Annotated in this window: 16 protein-coding genes, 3 tRNA genes and 1 pseudogene; 18 read left to right on the top strand and 2 right to left on the bottom strand. The window is 59.1% G+C overall.

Annotation, left to right across the window (positions count from 1 at the left end):
* The first annotated feature begins 50 nt into the window (after nucleotides 1-50).
* From tpiA to BM132_RS25710, 12 genes are all read left to right on the top strand, one after another.
* On the top strand, nucleotides 51-806 hold the full coding sequence (gene tpiA, locus BM132_RS25765) for a triose-phosphate isomerase (protein WP_092459604.1): 756 nt from the start codon (nucleotides 51-53) through the stop codon (nucleotides 804-806).
* A 4-nt stretch (nucleotides 807-810) separates the two neighbouring features.
* On the top strand, nucleotides 811-1,194 hold the full coding sequence (gene secG / locus BM132_RS25760; RefSeq protein WP_047229055.1) for a preprotein translocase subunit SecG: 384 nt from the start codon (nucleotides 811-813) through the stop codon (nucleotides 1,192-1,194).
* A gap of 21 nt (nucleotides 1,195-1,215) precedes the next feature.
* Nucleotides 1,216-1,301: transfer RNA gene (locus tag BM132_RS25755), tRNA-Leu, on the top strand.
* A gap of 97 nt (nucleotides 1,302-1,398) precedes the next feature.
* Nucleotides 1,399-1,475 (top strand) — tRNA-Met (locus tag BM132_RS25750).
* A 140-nt stretch (nucleotides 1,476-1,615) separates the two neighbouring features.
* Nucleotides 1,616-2,074, top strand: coding sequence for a ribosome maturation factor RimP (gene rimP, locus BM132_RS25745; protein ID WP_025211790.1), 459 nt, complete (start codon nucleotides 1,616-1,618; stop codon nucleotides 2,072-2,074).
* Nucleotides 2,075-2,133: 59 nt separating this feature from the next.
* On the top strand, nucleotides 2,134-3,615 hold the full coding sequence (gene nusA / locus BM132_RS25740; protein ID WP_047229054.1) for a transcription termination factor NusA: 1,482 nt from the start codon (nucleotides 2,134-2,136) through the stop codon (nucleotides 3,613-3,615).
* Nucleotides 3,616-3,642: 27 nt separating this feature from the next.
* On the top strand, nucleotides 3,643-6,165 hold the full coding sequence (gene infB / locus BM132_RS25735) for a translation initiation factor IF-2 (protein WP_092394272.1): 2,523 nt from the start codon (nucleotides 3,643-3,645) through the stop codon (nucleotides 6,163-6,165).
* Nucleotides 6,166-6,324: 159 nt separating this feature from the next.
* Nucleotides 6,325-6,726 (top strand): 30S ribosome-binding factor RbfA, encoded by a 402-nt coding sequence (rbfA, locus tag BM132_RS25730; RefSeq protein WP_003177871.1) that lies wholly within the window; start codon nucleotides 6,325-6,327, stop codon nucleotides 6,724-6,726.
* A gap of 3 nt (nucleotides 6,727-6,729) precedes the next feature.
* Nucleotides 6,730-7,647, top strand: a complete 918-nt coding sequence (gene truB / locus BM132_RS25725) for a tRNA pseudouridine(55) synthase TruB (protein ID WP_076383530.1) — start codon at nucleotides 6,730-6,732, stop codon at nucleotides 7,645-7,647.
* 142 nt (nucleotides 7,648-7,789) lie between these two features.
* Nucleotides 7,790-8,059: a 30S ribosomal protein S15 gene (gene rpsO / locus BM132_RS25720; RefSeq protein WP_024684882.1), complete on the top strand. Its 270-nt coding sequence runs from the start codon at nucleotides 7,790-7,792 to the stop codon at nucleotides 8,057-8,059.
* Nucleotides 8,060-8,234: 175 nt separating this feature from the next.
* Nucleotides 8,235-10,340, top strand: a complete 2,106-nt coding sequence (gene pnp / locus BM132_RS25715) for a polyribonucleotide nucleotidyltransferase (protein WP_047229052.1) — start codon at nucleotides 8,235-8,237, stop codon at nucleotides 10,338-10,340.
* A 125-nt stretch (nucleotides 10,341-10,465) separates the two neighbouring features.
* A tRNA-Thr gene (locus BM132_RS25710) sits at nucleotides 10,466-10,541 on the top strand.
* Between the two features lie 10 nt (nucleotides 10,542-10,551).
* On the opposite strand, the gene BM132_RS25705 is transcribed toward BM132_RS25710, so the two are convergent.
* On the bottom strand, nucleotides 10,552-11,097 hold the full coding sequence (locus tag BM132_RS25705; protein ID WP_092394269.1) for a hypothetical protein: 546 nt from the start codon (nucleotides 11,095-11,097) through the stop codon (nucleotides 10,552-10,554).
* Nucleotides 11,098-11,396: 299 nt separating this feature from the next.
* Between BM132_RS25705 and BM132_RS25700 the strand changes: the two genes are divergently transcribed.
* Nucleotides 11,397-11,702, top strand: coding sequence for a DUF6388 family protein (locus tag BM132_RS25700; RefSeq protein ID WP_092394266.1), 306 nt, complete (start codon nucleotides 11,397-11,399; stop codon nucleotides 11,700-11,702).
* Between the two features lie 67 nt (nucleotides 11,703-11,769).
* Here the strand turns inward: BM132_RS25700 and nadC are convergent, their stop codons facing one another.
* Complete coding sequence (nadC, locus tag BM132_RS25695) at nucleotides 11,770-12,618, bottom strand: carboxylating nicotinate-nucleotide diphosphorylase (RefSeq protein WP_092459602.1); 849 nt, start codon at nucleotides 12,616-12,618, stop codon at nucleotides 11,770-11,772.
* Between the two features lie 290 nt (nucleotides 12,619-12,908).
* Between nadC and BM132_RS25690 the strand changes: the two genes are divergently transcribed.
* The 5 genes and pseudogenes from BM132_RS25690 to BM132_RS29020 all read left to right on the top strand — a co-directional run bounded on the left by BM132_RS25690 (nucleotide 12,909) and on the right by BM132_RS29020 (nucleotide 18,878).
* Nucleotides 12,909-15,116: a DUF1631 domain-containing protein gene (locus BM132_RS25690; protein ID WP_092459600.1), complete on the top strand. Its 2,208-nt coding sequence runs from the start codon at nucleotides 12,909-12,911 to the stop codon at nucleotides 15,114-15,116.
* Nucleotides 15,117-15,180: 64 nt separating this feature from the next.
* Nucleotides 15,181-15,741, top strand: a complete 561-nt coding sequence (gene ampD, locus BM132_RS25685) for a 1,6-anhydro-N-acetylmuramyl-L-alanine amidase AmpD (protein ID WP_092459598.1) — start codon at nucleotides 15,181-15,183, stop codon at nucleotides 15,739-15,741.
* The gene (ampE, locus tag BM132_RS25680; protein WP_092394254.1) at nucleotides 15,738-16,574 is read left to right on the top strand and encodes a regulatory signaling modulator protein AmpE; all 837 of its coding nucleotides are present in this window, start codon (nucleotides 15,738-15,740) and stop codon (nucleotides 16,572-16,574) included. The genes ampD and ampE overlap by 4 nt, the downstream gene beginning before the upstream one ends.
* 306 nt (nucleotides 16,575-16,880) lie before the next feature.
* Nucleotides 16,881-17,972, top strand: a pseudogene (locus tag BM132_RS29025) (methyl-accepting chemotaxis protein); the annotation flags it as partial.
* Nucleotides 17,949-18,878: a methyl-accepting chemotaxis protein gene (locus BM132_RS29020; protein ID WP_370695208.1), complete on the top strand. Its 930-nt coding sequence runs from the start codon at nucleotides 17,949-17,951 to the stop codon at nucleotides 18,876-18,878. The pseudogene BM132_RS29025 and the gene BM132_RS29020, both read left to right, overlap by 24 nt.
* Nucleotides 18,879-18,886: the final 8 nt, after the last annotated feature.

Genomic DNA, 18,886 nt, shown 5'->3' with positions numbered 1-18,886 from the left:
ATCAATCGGTTGGGTAACATCTGCGCCCACTTTGACCGACGAGGTACAGCATGCGTCGCCCTATGGTAGCTGGTAACTGGAAGATGCACGGTACCCGCGCCAGCGTCGCTGAGCTGATCAACGGCCTTCGTCATCTGGCCTTGCCAAGCGGTGTTGATGTCGCGGTATTCCCGCCTTGCTTGTATATCAATCAAGTGGTTGATGGCTTGAAAGGCAAGTCGATTTCGGTCGGCGCGCAGAATTCTGCGGTGGAATCCATGCAAGGCGCGTTGACCGGTGAGATTGCGCCAAGTCAGTTGGTGGATGCAGGTTGTTCCCTGGTCCTGGTCGGGCACTCCGAGCGCCGCATGATCATGGGCGAGAAGGACGAGGCTCTGACTCGCAAGTTTGCGGCGGCCGAGGCTTGTGGTTTGATTCCGGTGTTGTGCATAGGGGAGACCCTTGAGCAGCGTGAGTCCGGGAAAACCCTTGAGGTTGTCGGGCGTCAGCTAGGCAGCATCATCGAAAGTCTGGGTATCGGTGCTTTTGCAAAGGCGGTCATTGCTTACGAGCCGGTCTGGGCCATTGGCACCGGACTGACTGCTTCGCCGCAACAGGCGCAGGATGTGCACGCCGCCATCCGCGCGCAGTTGGCGGCAGAGAATTCTGAAGTGGCACGAGGTGTGCGGCTTCTATACGGCGGCAGCGTGAAGGCGGCCAATGCGGTCGAACTGTTCGGCATGCCGGATATCGATGGGGGGCTCATTGGTGGAGCGTCCCTGAATGCAGATGAGTTCGGTGCGATCTGTCGCGCCGCGGGAAACTGAAAAAATGCTGGAAACAGTCGTAGTCGTTTTTCATCTGCTGGGTGCATTGGGTGTAGTTGCCCTGGTATTGCTGCAGCAGGGTAAAGGTGCGGATGCTGGTGCGTCTTTCGGTGCAGGTGCTTCAAATACTGTGTTCGGAAGCCAAGGTTCCTCTACCTTTCTTAGTAAGTTTACTGCTATACTCGCCGCCGGTTTCTTCATAACCAGCTTGGGGTTAGGTTACTTTGCTAAAGAGAAGGCTCAAGAGCTGACTCAAGTAGGTTTGCCAAACCCAGCGGTGTTGGAAGTACCAAAGCAACAACCGGCTTCTGATGATGTACCGGTGCTTCAAGAGCAACAGTCGGCCAATCCAGCGACTGACGTACCTCCAGCTCAAGAGCAGAAGTAAGAAGGTTTCAAACGCTGTATTGCCGAGGTGGTGGAATTGGTAGACACGCAACCTTGAGGTGGTTGTGCCCATAGGGTGTAGGGGTTCGAGTCCCCTTCTCGGTACCAATTATCAGGAGAGCCCGCGATTGCGGGCTTTCTTGTAGGTGGAAGGGTTACATTGACCCTGTAAGGGATCGGTCGTATACTTCCGCCCCAGCTTTGTCGCGGGATGGAGCAGTCTGGTAGCTCGTCGGGCTCATAACCCGAAGGTCGTCGGTTCAAATCCGGCTCCCGCAACCAGTTTCAGGGGCCCCTTCCAAGGGGCTTTTTGTTAGCTGGACACTTTATAACGCCGCTGTTCAACGGCGTTTCAGGGATGGGCTATTCGCCCATTTTTTTTTATTTGCACAGCATGCACAAACATGCACGAGGGGGTTCAGGTGTCGAGCAAGCTAGAACAGTTGCAGGCCTTGTTGGCCCCGGTGGTCGTGGCCCTTGGCTATGAATGCTGGGGTATTGAGTTTTCGGCTCAAGGTCGCCACTCACTGTTGCGCGTTTATATCGATAAGGAAGGCGGCGTATTGGTGGATGACTGTGCCATCGTCAGCCGTCAAATCAGCGGTGTATTGGATGTCGAAGATCCAATCACTTCCGAATACACCCTTGAAGTTTCCTCGCCTGGCATGGAACGCCCTCTGTTCACCCTTGAACAGTTCGCTTCGTTTGCCGGTGAACAAGTGAAGATCAAGCTGCGCTCGCCCTTCGAAGGTCGACGCAACTTTCAAGGCCTTCTGCGCGGTGTAGAAGAGCAGGATGTCGTGGTGCAGGTAGAAGACCATGAGTTCCTGTTGCCGATCGATATGATCGACAAGGCCAACATTATTCCCAGTTTTGACTGATACGTGCCAGATACTGCGGATCCCGCGGATCCAATGGCTTGCGAAAGGCGAGGCGTACGATGAGCAAAGAAGTACTGCTGGTTGTTGAGTCGGTATCCAATGAAAAGGGCGTACCGGCTAACGTTATTTTTGAAGCGCTGGAGCTGGCCCTGGCCACTGCTACCAAGAAGCGGTTTGAAGACGAAGTTGATTTGCGTGTGGAAATCAATCGTCACACCGGTGCCTATGAGACTTTCCGTCGCTGGACGGTAGTCGAAGAAGCCGACCTGGACGATCCGGCTATCGAAACCTGGCCAAGCAAGGTTGCAGAAACGCATCCTGGCGCCAAGGTAGGTGATGTAGTCGAAGAAAAGATCGAATCCATCGAGTTCGGTCGTATTGCTGCGCAGACCGCCAAGCAGGTCATCGTGCAGAAAGTTCGCGAAGCCGAGCGTGCGCAAGTCGTCGATGCTTATCGCGAGCGCCTGGGGGAAATCATCTCCGGCACCGTGAAAAAAGTCACCCGCGACAACGTGATCGTCGACCTGGGCAACAACGCCGAAGCGTTGCTGGCCCGTGAAGACATCATTTCTCGCGAAACTTTCCGGGTTGGCGTGCGACTGCGTGCGCTGCTCAAGGAAATCCGCACCGAGAACCGGGGCCCGCAGCTGATCCTGTCGCGTACCGCGCCGGAAATGCTGATCGAGTTGTTCCGCATCGAAGTGCCGGAAATTGCTGAAGGCCTGATCGAAGTAATGGCCGCCTCCCGTGATCCGGGTTCGCGTGCCAAGATCGCGGTCCGCTCCAAGGACAAGCGCATCGACCCGCAAGGTGCCTGCATTGGCATGCGTGGTTCGCGTGTCCAGGCCGTATCCGGCGAGTTGGGCGGCGAGCGTGTGGATATCGTCCTGTGGGACGACAACCCGGCTCAGTTCGTGATCAACGCCATGTCGCCTGCTGAAGTGGCGGCAATTATCGTCGACGAAGATGCCCATGCAATGGACATCGCCGTTGGCGCAGACAATCTCGCTCAGGCCATCGGTCGCGGTGGTCAGAACGTGCGTCTGGCTAGCCAATTGACTGGCTGGACACTGAACGTGATGACCGAATCGGACATCCAGGCTAAGCAGCAAGCTGAAACCGGCGATATCCTGCGCAACTTCATCGAAGAGCTTGAAGTCGATGAAGAACTGGCGCAGGTGCTGGTGGATGAAGGCTTTACCAGCCTGGAAGAGATTGCCTACGTACCGGTGGAGGAAATGCTCAACATCGACGGCTTTGACGAGGACATCGTCAACGAGCTTCGCGCTCGGGCCAAGGATCGTTTGTTGACCAAAGCCATCGCTACTGAGGAAAAGCTGGCAGACGCCCATCCGGCCGAAGACCTGCTCTCGCTTGAGGGCATGGACAAGGATTTGGCGATGGAACTGGCGGTGCGCGGCGTAATTACCCGCGAAGACCTGGCCGAGCAGTCTATTGACGATCTGCTCGACATCGACGGCATTGACGATGATCGTGCCGGCAAGTTGATCATGGCCGCCCGAGCCCACTGGTTCGAGTAATTAGGCGCGGCCTGAGGAGAGAAGTGCATGACGCAAGTCACGGTGAAACAACTGGCCGATGAGGTCAAAACACCGGTAGAGCGCCTGTTGCAGCAGATGCGTGAGGCAGGTCTGCCGCACACCGCCGCCGAGGAACATGTGACCGACAGTGAGAAGCAGTCCCTGCTGACTCACTTGAAGAGCAGTCACAAGGCGAAAGTGGAAGAACCGCGCAAGATCACTCTGCAGCGTAAAACCACCAGCACCCTGCGTGTTGCCGGTAGCAAAAGCATCAGCGTTGAAGTACGCAAGAAGAAAGTCTTCGTACAGCGCAGCCCGGAAGAAATCGAAGCCGAGCGCAAACGCGAACTGGAAGAACGTCGCGCAGTAGAAAATGCTGCACGTCAGAAGGCTGAAGAAGAAGCCAAGCGTCGCGCCGAAGAAGAAGCGCGTCGCCAGCCTGCTGCTGCGCAATCCGCTCCGGCCGAAGCCGTTGCGGCTCCAGCCCCGGCAGCCGAACCCGTGCGTGAAAGCGCGCCGGTCCTGGCAGCAGCTCCAGCACCTGCGGCCGATACTCGCAAGCGCGACGAACAGCGTCGTCCGGACAAACCACGTGCCGACGACAACCGTCGGGGCAGTGGCGATGGCGAGCGCAAAAACGCTCCTCATCGTGCTTCGGTCAAGGAAAAGGCGCCGGCGCCACGCGTTGCGCCACGTACCACCGACGAAGAAAGCGATGGCTTCCGTCGTGGCGGTCGCGGCAAGGCCAAGCTGAAGAAGCGCAACGCCCACGGTTTCCAGAGCCCTACCGGCCCTGTCGTGCGTGAAGTGAAGATCGGCGAGACCATCACTGTGGGCGATCTGGCCCAGCAGATGTCGGTCAAGGCTGCTGAAATCATCAAGTTCATGTTCAAGCTGGGTACGCCGGCGACCATCAACCAGGTACTGGATCAGGAAACTGCCCAACTGGTTGCCGAAGAGCTGGGCCACAAAGTGACCCTGGTCAGCGACACTGCCCTGGAGGATTCCCTGGCCGAGTCCCTGAAGTTTGAAGGTGAGGCGGTTTCCCGTGCGCCGGTCGTGACCGTAATGGGCCACGTTGACCACGGTAAAACCTCCCTGCTTGACTATATCCGTCGTGCGAAGGTTGCGGCAGGCGAGGCGGGTGGTATCACCCAGCACATCGGCGCCTACCACGTTGAAACCGACCGCGGCATGGTGACGTTCCTCGACACCCCGGGCCACGCTGCGTTTACCGCAATGCGTGCTCGTGGTGCCAAAGCGACCGACATCGTGATCCTGGTGGTCGCAGCGGACGACGGCGTGATGCCACAAACCATCGAAGCTGTTCAGCATGCCAAGGCAGCTGGCGTCCCTCTGGTGGTTGCGGTGAACAAGATCGACAAGCCGGGCGCCGATCTCGATCGCATCCGTAGCGAACTGTCGGTTCATGGCGTGACTTCCGAAGAGTGGGGCGGCGACACTCCATTCGTACCGGTCTCCGCGAAGATGGGTACTGGCGTTGACGAACTGCTCGAAGCCGTTCTGTTGCAAGCCGAGGTTCTGGAACTGACCGCTACACCTTCGGCTCCTGGCCGTGGCGTGGTCGTCGAATCCCGTCTCGACAAGGGCCGTGGCCCGGTTGCGACCGTTCTGGTTCAAGACGGTACCCTGCGCCAGGGCGACATGGTGCTGGTCGGTTCGAACTACGGCCGTGTACGTGCCATGCTCGACGAGAACGGCAAGCCCATCAAGGAAGCAGGTCCTGCTATCCCGGTCGAGATCCTCGGCCTGGACGGCACTCCGGACGCTGGCGACGAGATGAGCGTTGTGGCTGACGAGAAGAAAGCCCGTGAAGTGGCTCTGTTCCGTCAAGGCAAGTTCCGCGAAGTCAAACTGGCTCGTGCTCACGCCGGCAAGCTGGAAAACATCTTCGAGAACATGGGCCAGGAAGAGAAGAAGACGCTCAACATCGTCCTCAAATCCGACGTCCGTGGATCGCTGGAAGCGTTGAACGGCGCCTTGAACGGCCTGGGTAACGACGAAGTGCAAGTGCGCGTGGTCGGTGGCGGTGTCGGTGGTATTACCGAGTCCGACGCCAACCTGGCACTGGCCTCCAACGCTGTACTGTTTGGCTTCAACGTGCGTGCCGATGCCGGCGCTCGCAAGATCGTCGAGCAGGAAGGTCTGGATATGCGTTACTACAACGTGATCTACGACATCATCGAAGACGTCAAGAAAGCCCTGACCGGTATGCTGGGCAGCGATGTTCGCGAGAACATCCTGGGTACCGCTGAAGTGCGTGACGTGTTCCGTTCGCCGAAGTTTGGCGCGATCGCCGGTTGCATGGTGATCGAAGGTGTCGTTCACCGTAACCGTCCAATCCGTGTACTGCGTGAAGACATCGTTATCTTCGAAGGCGAGCTGGAATCCCTGCGCCGCTTCAAGGATGACGCTTCGGAAGTCCGTGCCGGCATGGAATGCGGTATTGGCGTCAAGAGCTACAACGACGTCAAGGTCGGCGACAAGATCGAAGTCTTCGAGAAGGTCCAGGTTGCTCGCAGCCTCTGACTCGCGTACTTCAAGAGCCGTACTGGGCAGCCGCATGAACATGCGCTGCCACTCAGGCGGACTCTAAACGCAACGCCCGGTCTGGCTTTTGTCAGGCCGGGCGTTTGCCGCTTTCAGACCTCACGGGTTTGACCGTGGGGCAGTAACAGGTAACAAGACATGGCAAAAGAATATAGCCGTACCCAACGAATCGGCGATCAGATGCAGCGCGAGCTGGCCCAACTGATCCGTCGCGAAGTCAAAGACCCGCGCGTCGGCCTGGTCACCATTACCGCAGTGGAAGTCAGCCGTGACGTCGGTCATGCAAAGATTTTCATCACCGTGATGGGGCAGGACAGCGCCGAAGAAATCGCCCAAAGCATCAAGGTGCTCAACTCGGCTGCCGGTTTCCTGCGTATGCAGTTGGCCCGGGAGATGAAGTTGCGCAGCGTTCCACAGTTGCACTTCCACTACGACGAAAGCGTCGTGCGGGGCGCGCATCTGTCGGCCCTGATCGAGCGCGCCGTGGCTGAAGACAGTCAGCACCCGGTTGCGGCTGAACCCGAAGACACCAAGGAGTAAATGGTGGCTCAGGTCAAACGTATCCGCCGTAACGTCAGCGGCATCATCCTGCTCGACAAGCCGCTGGGGTTCACCTCCAACGCGGCGTTGCAGAAGGTTCGCTGGCTGCTCAATGCCGAGAAAGCCGGGCACACCGGCAGTCTCGATCCGCTGGCCACCGGCGTGCTGCCACTGTGTTTTGGCGAGGCGACCAAGTTTTCCCAGTACCTGCTCGATTCCGACAAGGGTTATGAAACCCTGGCGCAACTGGGCAAGACCACCACCACGGCGGACGCCGAAGGTGAGGTGTTGCTGGAGCGGCCGGTGACCGTTGGTCAGGCTGATATCGAGGCTGTGTTGCCGGGTTTTCGCGGCCAAATCAGCCAGATACCGCCGATGTACTCTGCTCTCAAGCGTGATGGCCAGCCGTTATACAAGCTGGCCCGTGCAGGCGAAGTAGTGGAGCGTGAACCGCGTTCTGTTACTATTGCGCGCTTGGAATTGCTGGCCTTTGACGGTAATACTGCGCGGCTGGCAGTCGATTGCAGCAAGGGCACCTATATCCGGACCCTGGTGGAGGATATCGGTGAAAAGCTCGGCTGTGGTGCGTACGTGGCCGAACTGCGACGGACCCAGGCCGGACCTTTCACGCTGGCCCAGACGGTCACGCTGGAAGAGCTCGAAGCGGTACATGCCGAAGGCGGCAACGAAGCGGTCGACCGTTTCCTGATGCCATCGGACAGCGGCTTGCTGGACTGGCCGCTGTTGCAGTTCTCCGAGCACAGCGCGTTCTACTGGCTCAACGGCCAACCGGTACGTGCCCCGGATGCACCGAAGTTCGGCATGGTACGGGTACAGGATCACAATGGCCGCTTCATCGGTATCGGTGAAGTGAGCGAAGACGGGCGCATTGCGCCGCGTCGACTGATTCGGTCGGAATGACCGGAACCAGCCTGTGTAACAGCAGGTTGGCGAGTGTGGCTGTTAACAGGCACGGTCACTACTCATTTATAGATACAGGGATTTGTCCCTGGCCTGTTGGTACGGTTTCCTTGGGAACGGTACCTTACAAGAGGAAAGCCACATGGCACTCAGCGTTGAAGAAAAAGCTCAGATCGTGACCGACTACCAGCAAGCTGTTGGTGATACTGGTTCGCCAGAAGTGCAAGTTGCACTGCTGACCGCCAACATCAACAAACTGCAGGGTCACTTCAAGGCCAACGGTAAAGATCACCACTCCCGTCGTGGTCTGATCCGCATGGTAAACCAGCGTCGTAAGCTGCTGGATTACCTCAAGGGTAAGGACGTAAGTCGTTACAGCACCTTGATCGGTCGCCTGGGTCTGCGTCGCTAATCAGCGATTGCGCTATGAGGTTGGTTGTCTGCCTGTTGCCTGCGTTTTGCGCCGGCAGCCGGCAGGCTCCCAGCCTCAAGTTTTATCTGGACAGTCGTTGGGCCGATTCCCCGCACTGCCCAAGAATTTCGCAAGAAGACAAGTTCCCCAAGAGCCACAAAGAAGGTAGGACACCGTGAACCCGGTAATCAAAAAATTCCAGTTCGGTCAGTCGACCGTTACCCTCGAGACTGGCCGTATCGCCCGTCAGGCCTCCGGCGCAGTGCTGGTCACCGTTGACGACGACGTCAGCGTATTGGTGACCGTTGTCGGTGCCAAGCAAGCCGATCCAGGCAAGGGCTTCTTCCCTCTGTCTGTCCACTACCAGGAAAAGACTTACGCTGCCGGTAAGATCCCTGGCGGTTTCTTCAAGCGCGAAGGCCGTCCTTCCGAGAAGGAAACCCTGACTTCCCGACTGATCGACCGTCCGATCCGTCCGCTTTTCCCTGAAGGTTTCATGAACGAAGTGCAGGTTGTCTGCACCGTCGTTTCCACCAGCAAGAAGACCGATCCGGACATCGCTGCGATGATCGGTACTTCGGCCGCGCTGGCGATCTCCGGCATTCCTTTCGATGGTCCGATCGGCGCTGCCCGCGTTGCGTTCCACGAAAGCACCGGTTACCTGCTGAACCCGACCTACGAGCAACTGAAAGCTTCGAGCCTGGACATGGTCGTGGCCGGTACTTCCGAAGCTGTGCTGATGGTTGAGTCCGAAGCCAAAGAGCTGACCGAAGACCAGATGCTGGGCGCCGTACTGTTCGCCCACGATGAGTTCCAGGTGGTGATCAACGCCGTCAAGGAACTGGCCGCCGAAGCCGCCAAGCCAACCTGGACCTGGGCTCCACAAGCCGAAGCCACCGAACTGCTGGGCGCGATCCGTGCCGAGTTCGGCGAAGCGATCTCCCAGGCTTACACCATCACCGTCAAGGCCGATCGTTATGCGCGCCTGGGCGAGCTGAAAGACCAGGTGGTTGCCAAGCTGTCCGGTGAAGAAGGCCAGCCGACTGCCGCTGAAGTCAAAGCCGCTTTCGGTGAAATCGAATACCGCACCGTTCGCGAAAACATCGTCAACGGCAAGCCACGTATCGACGGTCGCGACACTCGCACCGTGCGTCCTTTGAACATTGAAGTCGGCGTTCTGCCAAAGACCCACGGTTCGGCGCTGTTCACCCGTGGCGAAACCCAGGCCCTGGTCGTTGCAACACTGGGCACCGCCCGTGACGCGCAACTGCTGGACACCCTGGAAGGCGAGAAAAAAGACCCGTTCATGCTGCACTACAACTTCCCTCCGTTCTCGGTGGGCGAGTGTGGTCGCATGGGTGGCGCCGGTCGTCGCGAAATCGGTCACGGCCGTCTGGCCCGTCGTTCGGTCCAGGCCATGCTGCCAGCCGCTGACGTGTTCCCGTACACCATTCGTGTGGTATCGGAAATCACCGAGTCCAACGGTTCGAGCTCCATGGCTTCGGTCTGCGGCGCTTCCCTGGCCCTGATGGACGCCGGTGTGCCAATGAAGGCTCCAGTTGCCGGTATCGCCATGGGTCTGGTGAAAGAAGGCGAGAAGTTCGCCGTCCTGACCGACATCCTGGGTGACGAAGACCACCTGGGCGACATGGACTTCAAAGTGGCCGGTACCGCCAAAGGCGTGACCGCACTGCAGATGGACATCAAGATCAAGGGCATCACCGAAGAGATCATGGAAATCGCCCTGGGCCAAGCCCTGGAAGCGCGCCTGAACATCCTCGGCCAGATGAACCAGATCATTGGTCAGTCGCGTACCGAGTTGTCGGAAAACGCCCCGACCATGATCGCGATGAAAATCGACACCGACAAAATCCGTGATGTCATCGGTAAAGGCGGCGCGACCATCCGTGCAATCTGTGAAGAGACCAAGGCTTCGATCGACATCGAAGACGACGGCTCGATCAAGATCTTCGGCGAAACCAAGGAAGCGGCAGAAGCAGCACGTCAGCGCGTCCTGGGCATCACCGCAGAAGCCGAGATCGGCAAGATCTACGTCGGCAAGGTTGAGCGCATCGTCGACTTCGGCGCGTTCGTCAACATCCTGCCGGGCAAGGACGGTCTGGTTCACATCTCCATGCTGAGCGATGCTCGCGTCGAGAAAGTGACCGATATCCTCAAAGAAGGTCAGGAAGTGGAAGTGCTGGTACTGGACGTGGACAACCGCGGCCGTATCAAGCTGTCCATCAAGGACGTAGCGGCAGCCAAGGCGTCGGGCGTTTAATCACCCCCTCGCTTAGTCGCTGAACAAGCAAACGCCCCGACTGGTTCGGGGCGTTTTGCTGTGCGGCGAAAATCCCTGTGTCGCGGGTTGCCTGGCCGCAGGGGACGATGCTAGGTTTAGCCACCGCCCGTGTAGCTCAGTCGGTAGAGCAGCGCACTCGTAACGCGAAGGTCGCAGGTTCGATTCCTGTCTCGGGCACCATTTCCCCTCGCTATTTCACCTTTCTGCTCAGTTCATCGACAGTGCGTTTGAGCTGATCCATCTCGCGATCCTGATCGCTGAGTTCCCGTTTCAGGGACGAAATTTCGCTGTTGTTCGAGCTCGAGTTGGAGCCGCTGTTGCGCTTGAGTTCTTCCACTTGCTTGGCAAGGTCTTTCAGATCGCTTTCCTGGTCCTTGAGTGTGCGCTTGAGATCCTCAATCTCCTTACTGCTGGAGTTGGAACTGGTCCCACTGTTGCGCTTGAGCTCCTCAATCTGGCGAGCTTGCTCGTGGAGGGTGCGCTTTTGATTTTCCAGCTCGGCGGCGTTGTCCTTCACCGTTTTTGGCAGGTTTTCCAAGGCCCCTACGCTGATGTTGGTCTTGACGAGTATGTCCTTATCAAATGAGTTTCGAAGAGCAGGAATTGTGTCGGACGCCAACGGCAAGTCGGAGGTGGCTTCGACAGCGGCTTGAGCAAGGCTGGCCATTGTCAGGCTGCCGAGCAGCAAGGTGGCGGTCGCAAGCCGGGTAGAGGGAAGCTTGGAAAAACTGCGCATCACTGGGTTCCTTGTGAAATGCTGATGTGGCACATGGCTATGGCCGGATGTTATGACATATGTTCCCAGCTTCCTGCGCACCTTGCGCAACTGTTTTTTGTGGAATAGATGTAAAGAGCCGTGTAAATCATCGGCAAAACATCCTATATTCGTGGTTGCACGAGCATCGCCAAGCAGTTTTCAGATGATCCCCGAATGGTTCTGAAGGCCAGGAAAACCGGGCTTGTAACGGTTTCTGCGGCAGAGAGATCCTTGATGATCCAGATCCATCTTCCATTCCCAAGATCAGCGAGAACGCCATGACCGTTAAAGAATTGACCCAGGAAGCCAGGCACGAAGAGGCGCTGAAGAAATACGTGCTGGATGCGCCCCAGTTGCTTGAAGAGATCAAGGACTTGTCCGCCGACGATCAGAAAGACCAGATCCAATGGGCGTTTGAGGATGAGGCCGAAGCCCAGGGGTTACAGCCTTGGGAGTTGACGCTCAAGTACACCAGCACACCTGAAGAGTTCGAGGAACAGCGCCTTGCCTTGCACAAGGAAGCCGCCGAGGTGCTGGGTGTGGAATGGGATGAATACTGCGAGATGAATAATCTTGTAGTTTGAGAGCAGCTACAAGCTGCAAGACAAGCGTCACACCGCTTGAAGCTTGCAGCTTGAGCCTTGAAGCTGCTCAGAGACTGAGCCGCATCGACAGGTCCACCGCTTTCACATCCTTGGTCATTGCCCCGATCGAGATGTAGTCCACCCCGGTCTCGGCAATCGGGCGCAACGTGCTTTCGTTGATCCCGCCGCTGGCCTCCAGCTTCGCTTTGCCGCCGTTCAGGCGCACGGCTTCGCGCATGTCATCCAGGCTCAGTTCGTCGAGCATGATGATGTCGGCATTGGCCGCCAGCGCTTCTTTCAATTCGGCCAGGCTTTCCACTTCGATTTCCACCGGTTTGCCCGGGGCGATCTTGTGGGCGGCAGCAATGGCCTGGGCGATGCCGCCGCAGGCGGCGATGTGGTTTTCCTTGATCAGGAAGGCATCGTAGAGGCCGATGCGGTGATTATGGCAGCCGCCGCAGGTGACGGCGTACTTCTGGGCCAGGCGCAGGCCAGGGAGGGTTTTGCGAGTGTCCAGCAGCTTGACCTGGGTGTCGGCAACAAAGTCGGCCAGGTAGCGGGCCCGGGTGGCCACGCCAGAAAGCATCTGCAGAAAGTTCAGCGCGCTGCGTTCGCCGGTGAGCAGCGAGCGGGCCGGGCCTTCGAGGTGGAACAGCGCCTGGTCGGGGCTTGCCCGGTCGCCATCGCGCACTTGCCAATGCACGGCGACGCGCGGGTCCAGTTGCCGGAACACGGCATCGACCCAGGCCGTGCCGCTGATGACCGCGGCGTCCCGGGTAATGATGGTGGCTTTGGCCAGGCGTTCGGCGGGGATCAGTTGCGCGGTGATGTCGCCGCTGCCGATGTCTTCGAGCAACGCGCGGCGCACGTTAGCCTCGATTTCGGCGGTCAGATCGGCGAGACGTAGATTCGGCATAACGGGCTCCACAAACAAAGTGGCCCGATTATAGGGCCAGTGGCTTGTCTCACAAACAATGTTCCTTATGGGGGGGGCGGAGCCGGACGTCTGCGCCAGGCATCGAAACCTGCATTTGGTCGCATCCTCGCAACATTTCCCCGATTGTTTGGTCACTTATTGCGGAGTATTTCGACCTGGGTCACAGACTCTGCTGGCATGACCGGGTTCTTTTACCAGATAATCCGCCTTTCGATTGACGTCATGGCTTTGACGTTTCGAACGCAAGAGCACCCTTTCAGGAGACCAGGATGCACAACGACGGGAATGTAGTGCCCTTGCACAAGGTTTCTACCGATCAGGCGAACCGTTCGCCGCTCGCCCGCCTGCCTGTGATTCTGCTTCAGGTGCGCGACAAGGCCGCCCAGCAGTTGCGCCTGGGCTTGCAGGGGCTGTTCGACAATGCCGACGACACGCTGTTTGAAATGGCCGATCGGGCGCGCAACGATGTCGATCAGAACTTGTTCTTCGAAGCCATGCGGGACTTGCGCCTCAAGCGCAAAAGCATTGAGCGCGAATTTATCGAGCAGTTTTTCGAAGCGTTCGTCAGCCTTGCCCAATACGATCCGACCCAAGCCACTTTGGCGCCGGCGCAGGCCGGCGGCCCTCAGGTTCAGCGCACGCATGATGACCTGGAGCGTCATCTGGCGGTGGAGGCCATGGTCACCCGCGTGCTCAGTCGCGATAGCGTGGCTCTTGAGCAACTAACGGCGCGGCTCAGCGTCCTGTTGACCAGGCCGCTGGCAAACCAGCAGAACCCTTTGAGCCCGGCGCTTTTGTGTGAAAACTTTCTACAGGCCGGTCGCAACCTGGGGGTGGAGATCAAGGTCAAGCTGATCTTGCTCAAATTGTTCGAGCGCTATGTGCTCAGCGAGTGCGATCAACTGTATACCGAGGCCAACCAGTTGCTGGCCGCTACGGGCATCCTGCCGGATCTCAAGATTTCGCCATCGCGAAGGGCCTCGGATCGCACCGATGACGCCCCGCGTACCAAGACTGAAAGTGCCGGCCCCAAGGCTGCCGAAGTCGATGACAGCGTGCAGGAAGTGTTTGCTGCGTTGCAGAAACTATTGATGCAGGTACGTGGCAGTGTGGCGCCGACCCTGGAGGCCAGCGCACCGGCCCAGCCGATCTCGACCCGTGATTTGCTGCGCCTGCTTTCCCATTTGCAGCAGTACGTGCCGGCGCCAGCCATCGAGGATGAGTTCGACCTGCGCAGCCAGCTCGAGCAGTTGCTGACCCGGGTGAGCGTGCGAAGCGGCAAGTCGCGGGTGGTCGACGACGCCGATGAAGACGTGATCAACCTGATCTCGATGATGTTTGAATTCATTCTCGACGACCATAACCTGCCGGACTCCTTCAAGGCGTTGATCGGTCGTCTGCAGATTCCGATGCTCAAGGTTGCGGTGCAGGACAAGAGCTTTTTCAGCCGGGGCAATCATCCGGCCCGCCGGCTGCTCAATGAAATCGCCGCTGCTGCCACGGGCTGGGGCGATTGCGACGACCATCAGCGCGACAGCCTCTATCTGCGCATTGAACAGGTGGTGCAGCGGTTGTTGAATGATTTTGTCGATGACCCGGCGATCTTCTCTGAATTGCTGGCCGATTTCCTCGCCTTCACCAGCGATGAAAGACGTCGCAGCGAACTGCTCGAACAGCGCATTCGTGACGCCGAAGAAGGTCGGGCCAAGGCCGAACTGGCGCGCCTGCGCGTCGAAGGCGTGCTGAACCAAGTCATGCTGGGCAAAGTGTTGCCGCAGGCGGTGGTGGAGTTCGTGCAACACGCCTGGAGCCAGGTGTTATTGCTGACCTGCTTCAAGCACGGCAAATATTCAGCCGAGTGGCAGGCCGACGTTTTGACGCTGGAACAACTGATCTGGAGCGTCCAGCCTCACGAAGAACCGGATGCCGGCCTGCGCTTGCTGACGATAGTGCCGCAGCTGCTCAAAGCCTTGCGTGAAGGCCTGAGCCGTTCGGCGTTCGACCCGTTTGCCACCAGCGAGTTTTTCAGCGAGCTGGAAACCCTCCACGTGCTGGCCCTCGAACGCATGGGACAGGCAACGGAACAAACCCAGTCGTTAAATTCGCCGGCCATGGTCCTGGTCTCGGAGAAAGTTGTCCTGCGCACCGCTCAAAAGGCTTCGGAGGACACTGCAGTGCACCTGCCGGCCGATGATGTGGGCCTGCTTCAGGTCGATCAGTTGCGATTGGGAAGCTGGGTTGAGTTCCAGGAGGACGATGACAACAGCTTGCGTTGCAAACTGGCGGCGATCATCGAGGCCACCGGCAAATACGTCTTCGTCAACCGCACCGGCCTTAAAGTGCTGGAGCACAGCCGCACCAGCCTGGCCCTGGAATTTCGCCGGGGAACGGCGCGTCTGTTGGACGACACCTTGCTGTTCGACCGGGCGCTGGAATCGGTGCTGGGCAATCTGCGTCAGCTCAATCGCGGCAAGTGATCGCACAGCCAGGGCCGATCGCGGCATACTGGCGGCATTCACTGACGTCATCGAAGGAACCTGTATGCAGTTGGACCCCGCCAGTGGTTGGTGCGATGGCGTGCGGCATTGCCCATCACCCAACTTCAATGCGCGCCCCGAGGGCGAAATTTCACTGCTGGTGATCCACAACATCAGCCTGCCGCCGGCACAGTTTTCCACGGGCAAGGTGCAGGAATTCTTCCAGAATCGTCTGGATGTCACGCAACACCCCTATTTTGCCGGTATCGCCGATCTGCGTGTGTCTGCGCACTTTCTGATCGAGCGTGATGGCGCGATTACCCAGTTTGTCTCCTGTCTGGATCGTGCCTGGCACGCGGGCGTTTCGTGCTTTGAAGGGCGGGAGACGTGTAACGATTTTTCCCTGGGCATCGAGCTGGAAGGCACCGATGATCTGCCCTTCACTGACGCGCAATATGCCGCCTTGGTCTGCCTGACCCGGCAGTTGCAGGCGGCGTTCAAGGCGATCACGCTGCAGCGCATCTGCGGGCACAGCGACATCGCTCCGGGTCGCAAGACCGATCCGGGACCGGCATTCGACTGGGCGCGCTACCGCGCGGCTCTGACAGAAGGGGAAGGGCAATGAGTTTTCTGGTACTGCTGCTGGCGATCTGGATCGAGAAGTTCTCGGCGTTGCGCCATCGGGTCCAGCGTGACGGCGGTTGGCTGCGCGAACTGAACAAACTCGAGACCGGCCCGCGCTGGGTCAACCGGCCCTGGCTGGTGCTGATTGTGCTGATCCTGCTGCCGGTGGCGCTGTTGGCTCTGTTGCTGTGGGTGTTGGAACCGGTGGCCTATGGTCTGCTGGCTTTGCCGGTGCATCTGCTGGTGGTGATTTACAGCCTGGGTCGAGGGGATCTGCTCGCTGACCTGGGGCCGTTTCGTGACGCCTGGCGGCGGGAAGACCTGCAAGCGGCCGACCATGTGGCCAAGCGCGATCTGAATATTGAGGCCGATAGTGGCGAGCAGTTGCTGGAACGGGTCCAGGGGCATCTGCTGTGGCAGGCTTATCAGAGTTTTTTTGCGGTGATTTTCTGGTATTTCCTGCTGGGGCCGGTGGCGGCGCTGAGCTATCGCCTGCTGGCGCTGGCCGCCGAGCACAGTCAGAACCCCGGTGTGGCGGAGCGGGCGACGCAACTGCGTCATGCCTTCGATTGGGTGCCGGTGCGGCTGCTGACCGCAAGCTTCGCCCTGGTGGGCAACTTCGTAGCAGTCAGCCGGGTCATGCTGCATGAGTTGCTGAACTGGAACATCAGCGCGGCAGATCTGATCGGCAAGGTCGGGCTGGTGGCTGGCGAGATTCCCGACCCTGTTGCCGGGCCGGACGGCATCAACAGCCTGGATCGGCTGTGGGAGCTGTTGTTGCGTGCCGCGGTGCTCTGGTATGCCGGGTTTGCGTTGTGGACGCTGCTGGCTTAGGCGAGCGCACGCTCTGTGGCGAGGGGATTTATCCCCGCTGGGATGCGCAGCAGCCCCATTGATTGCGGGCTTTAAGATAGCTAGGGGCCGCTTCGCGCCCCAGCGGGGATAAATCCCCTCGCCACAAGAACCGTGCCACGGCTCGTCGTTAACCTTAAGTTACAAATCTTCCCGCCGATTTAGGCTATACAGGGACAGCGCCCAAATAGTGGCTATCTGCTGTCTCTGTGCGCCTGCCCATAAAAACAAGAAATACAACCGGGAGACTTCCTTGTGAAGAGTTTGCTCTGGCCCGCCGTCGCGCTGATGAACCGCCTGAGCTTCGGCATGAAGTTCAGCTTGATCAGCGTGTTGTTCCTGCTGCCGATGCTGGTGACCAATTTCTTTTTGGTGCGCGAGTCCTATCGCGAATTCCAGGGCACGCAAGTGGAGCTGCAAAGCCTCGACCTGCTGGGCAACAGCCTGACCCTACGGCGCGACCTGGAAACCCTGAACAATCTGGTGCAGATCAATGCCAGCCTCGGTCAGTCCGGCAAGGCCGGGGACGTGGAGGCGAAGATCGGCACCCTTGAAAAACAGGTCCTGGCGCGGTTGCAGAGCTTGAACGCCATGGCCGTCGATCCTGAACAGGTCAGCGCGTTCGCTGCCAAGCGCGACGAAATGATTGCCGCTTTCAAGGCCCAGCAGGCCGAGCGCTCCCTGCAAAGCAAAAGCGCACTGATCGGCAAGCTGCTCAATAGCGCGCAGATGTTCAGTCAAATCATCGCCAGCCAGGCTGGCCTGAGCCGCGACAATCAGGGCGACATCCGCCAACTGAGTGAATTGATCATCGGCGTGACCCCCAACGTTACCCAAACCCTGGGTGAAGGCCGTGCGCTGGGCGCTGCGTCCCTGGGCCTGGGCTTTCTCAATTCGGCGTCGAGCACCCGGTTCGACGAGTTGCTGGGGCAAATCGAAAAGCTGCAGGGTGAATACGACCTCAAGCTCCAGGACGCCCTGGGTTCCAGCAAGGCGGCCGAGCAGGCGCTTGCCACTCAGGCCGAAGGCAGCAAGGCGACCCTGAAGAAAGCCGCAGAACTGATCGAAGAGCAGGTGGTGATGGCTGACACGCTGGATGCACCCTGGCTGCCGTTTTACGAGCAGGTCAGCAGCCTGATGGAGCAGACCTACCGACTGAACGATGTGACCCTGGGTTTTCTGGACGTGCAGTTGCAGCATCGCCTGGAGCAGAATCGCAGCCACATGGTGCTGCAAGCGGTGGCGCTGGTCGCTGTATTCCTGCTGATCTTTTACCTGTACGCAGGCTTCTACGCCTCGACCCGCACCACCCTCAAACATCTCGGCGAGATGATGGACAAAGTCGCAGCGGGCGACATGACAGTCAACTTCGTGGCGCGCAGCAAGGATGAGTTGGGGGAGTTGGGTGAAGTGTTCAATGGCACGGTGGCGAAGATCCATGACCTGATCGAACAGGTCGGCCGGACCGTTGCCGAGGTCGAGCGCCAGGCCGGGCAGGTGGAGGCGGTGTCGGCCCAGAGCAACCAGGCCGTGTCCGGCCAGCGCAGCCAGATCGAACTGGTCGCCACGGCGATGAACCAGATGTCGGCCACCGCCCAGGAAGTGGCTCGCAGCGCTGCCGCGGCGGTCAGTAGCGCCCACAGCGTGAACGACGAAACCCTCAGCGGGCGCGGGCTGGTGGAGTCGCAACAGAGCAGCATCGTGCGCCTGGCCAGCGAGATCGATCAGTCGGTGCAGGTGATCAATCAATTGGCGACTGACAGCCAGGCCATCAGTCGTGTGCTGGACGTGATCAAGAGCATCGCCGAACAGACCAACCTGCTGGCACTCAACGCTGCGATCGAAGCCGCACGGGCCGGAGAGCAGGGGCGCGGTTTCGCGGTGGTGGCTGACGAAGTGCGGACCCTGGCCAAGCGCACCCAGCAATCGACCGAAGAAATCGAAGAAATGATCACCCGCCTGCACGGCGGCGTGGGCGCTGCCGTCAAAGCCATGGGCACCAGTCATGAGATGGCCAGTGGCACGGTGGGGCAGTCGGAAAAGGTCCAGCAGGCGCTGGAAAATATCCTCGGTGCCGTCGGTATGATCGTCGACCAGAACCAGCAGATCGCCGCCGCGGTGGAGCAGCAGACGGCCGTGGCCCATGACATCGACCAGAACATCGTCGAGATCAACCGCGCCGGTGAACGCACCGCCGAAGGCGCGCACCAGACCGAGGACGCCAGCCGTGAGTTGTCCGCCCAGGTGGTGCAGCTCAAGCAGTTGATCAATGCGTTTCGGGTGTGATTCTGGCT

The organism is Pseudomonas sp. NFACC45 (assembly GCF_900113505.1).
Taxonomy (GTDB): domain Bacteria; phylum Pseudomonadota; class Gammaproteobacteria; order Pseudomonadales; family Pseudomonadaceae; genus Aquipseudomonas; species Aquipseudomonas tehranensis.
The sequence above is the reverse complement of the archived record's forward strand: the minus strand, read 5'-3'. Positions and strand labels throughout refer to the sequence as shown.

What these genes read in the sequence shown, in the direction of transcription:
- tpiA (WP_092459604.1), top strand. Translation starts at nt 51, where the DNA reads ATGCGTCGCCCTATGGTAGCTGGTAACTGGAAGATGCACGGTACCCGC.
- secG (WP_047229055.1), top strand. Translation starts at nt 811, where the DNA reads ATGCTGGAAACAGTCGTAGTCGTTTTTCATCTGCTGGGTGCATTGGGT.
- nusA (WP_047229054.1), top strand. Translation starts at nt 2,134, where the DNA reads ATGAGCAAAGAAGTACTGCTGGTTGTTGAGTCGGTATCCAATGAAAAG.
- infB (WP_092394272.1), top strand. Translation starts at nt 3,643, where the DNA reads ATGACGCAAGTCACGGTGAAACAACTGGCCGATGAGGTCAAAACACCG.
- rbfA (WP_003177871.1), top strand. Translation starts at nt 6,325, where the DNA reads ATGGCAAAAGAATATAGCCGTACCCAACGAATCGGCGATCAGATGCAG.
- rpsO (WP_024684882.1), top strand. Translation starts at nt 7,790, where the DNA reads ATGGCACTCAGCGTTGAAGAAAAAGCTCAGATCGTGACCGACTACCAG.
- BM132_RS25705 (WP_092394269.1), bottom strand. Translation starts at nt 11,097, where the DNA reads ATGCGCAGTTTTTCCAAGCTTCCCTCTACCCGGCTTGCGACCGCCACC.
- BM132_RS25700 (WP_092394266.1), top strand. Translation starts at nt 11,397, where the DNA reads ATGACCGTTAAAGAATTGACCCAGGAAGCCAGGCACGAAGAGGCGCTG.
- nadC (WP_092459602.1), bottom strand. Translation starts at nt 12,618, where the DNA reads ATGCCGAATCTACGTCTCGCCGATCTGACCGCCGAAATCGAGGCTAAC.
- BM132_RS25690 (WP_092459600.1), top strand. Translation starts at nt 12,909, where the DNA reads ATGCACAACGACGGGAATGTAGTGCCCTTGCACAAGGTTTCTACCGAT.
- ampD (WP_092459598.1), top strand. Translation starts at nt 15,181, where the DNA reads ATGCAGTTGGACCCCGCCAGTGGTTGGTGCGATGGCGTGCGGCATTGC.
- ampE (WP_092394254.1), top strand. Translation starts at nt 15,738, where the DNA reads ATGAGTTTTCTGGTACTGCTGCTGGCGATCTGGATCGAGAAGTTCTCG.
- BM132_RS29020 (WP_370695208.1), top strand. Translation starts at nt 17,949, where the DNA reads ATGACAGTCAACTTCGTGGCGCGCAGCAAGGATGAGTTGGGGGAGTTG.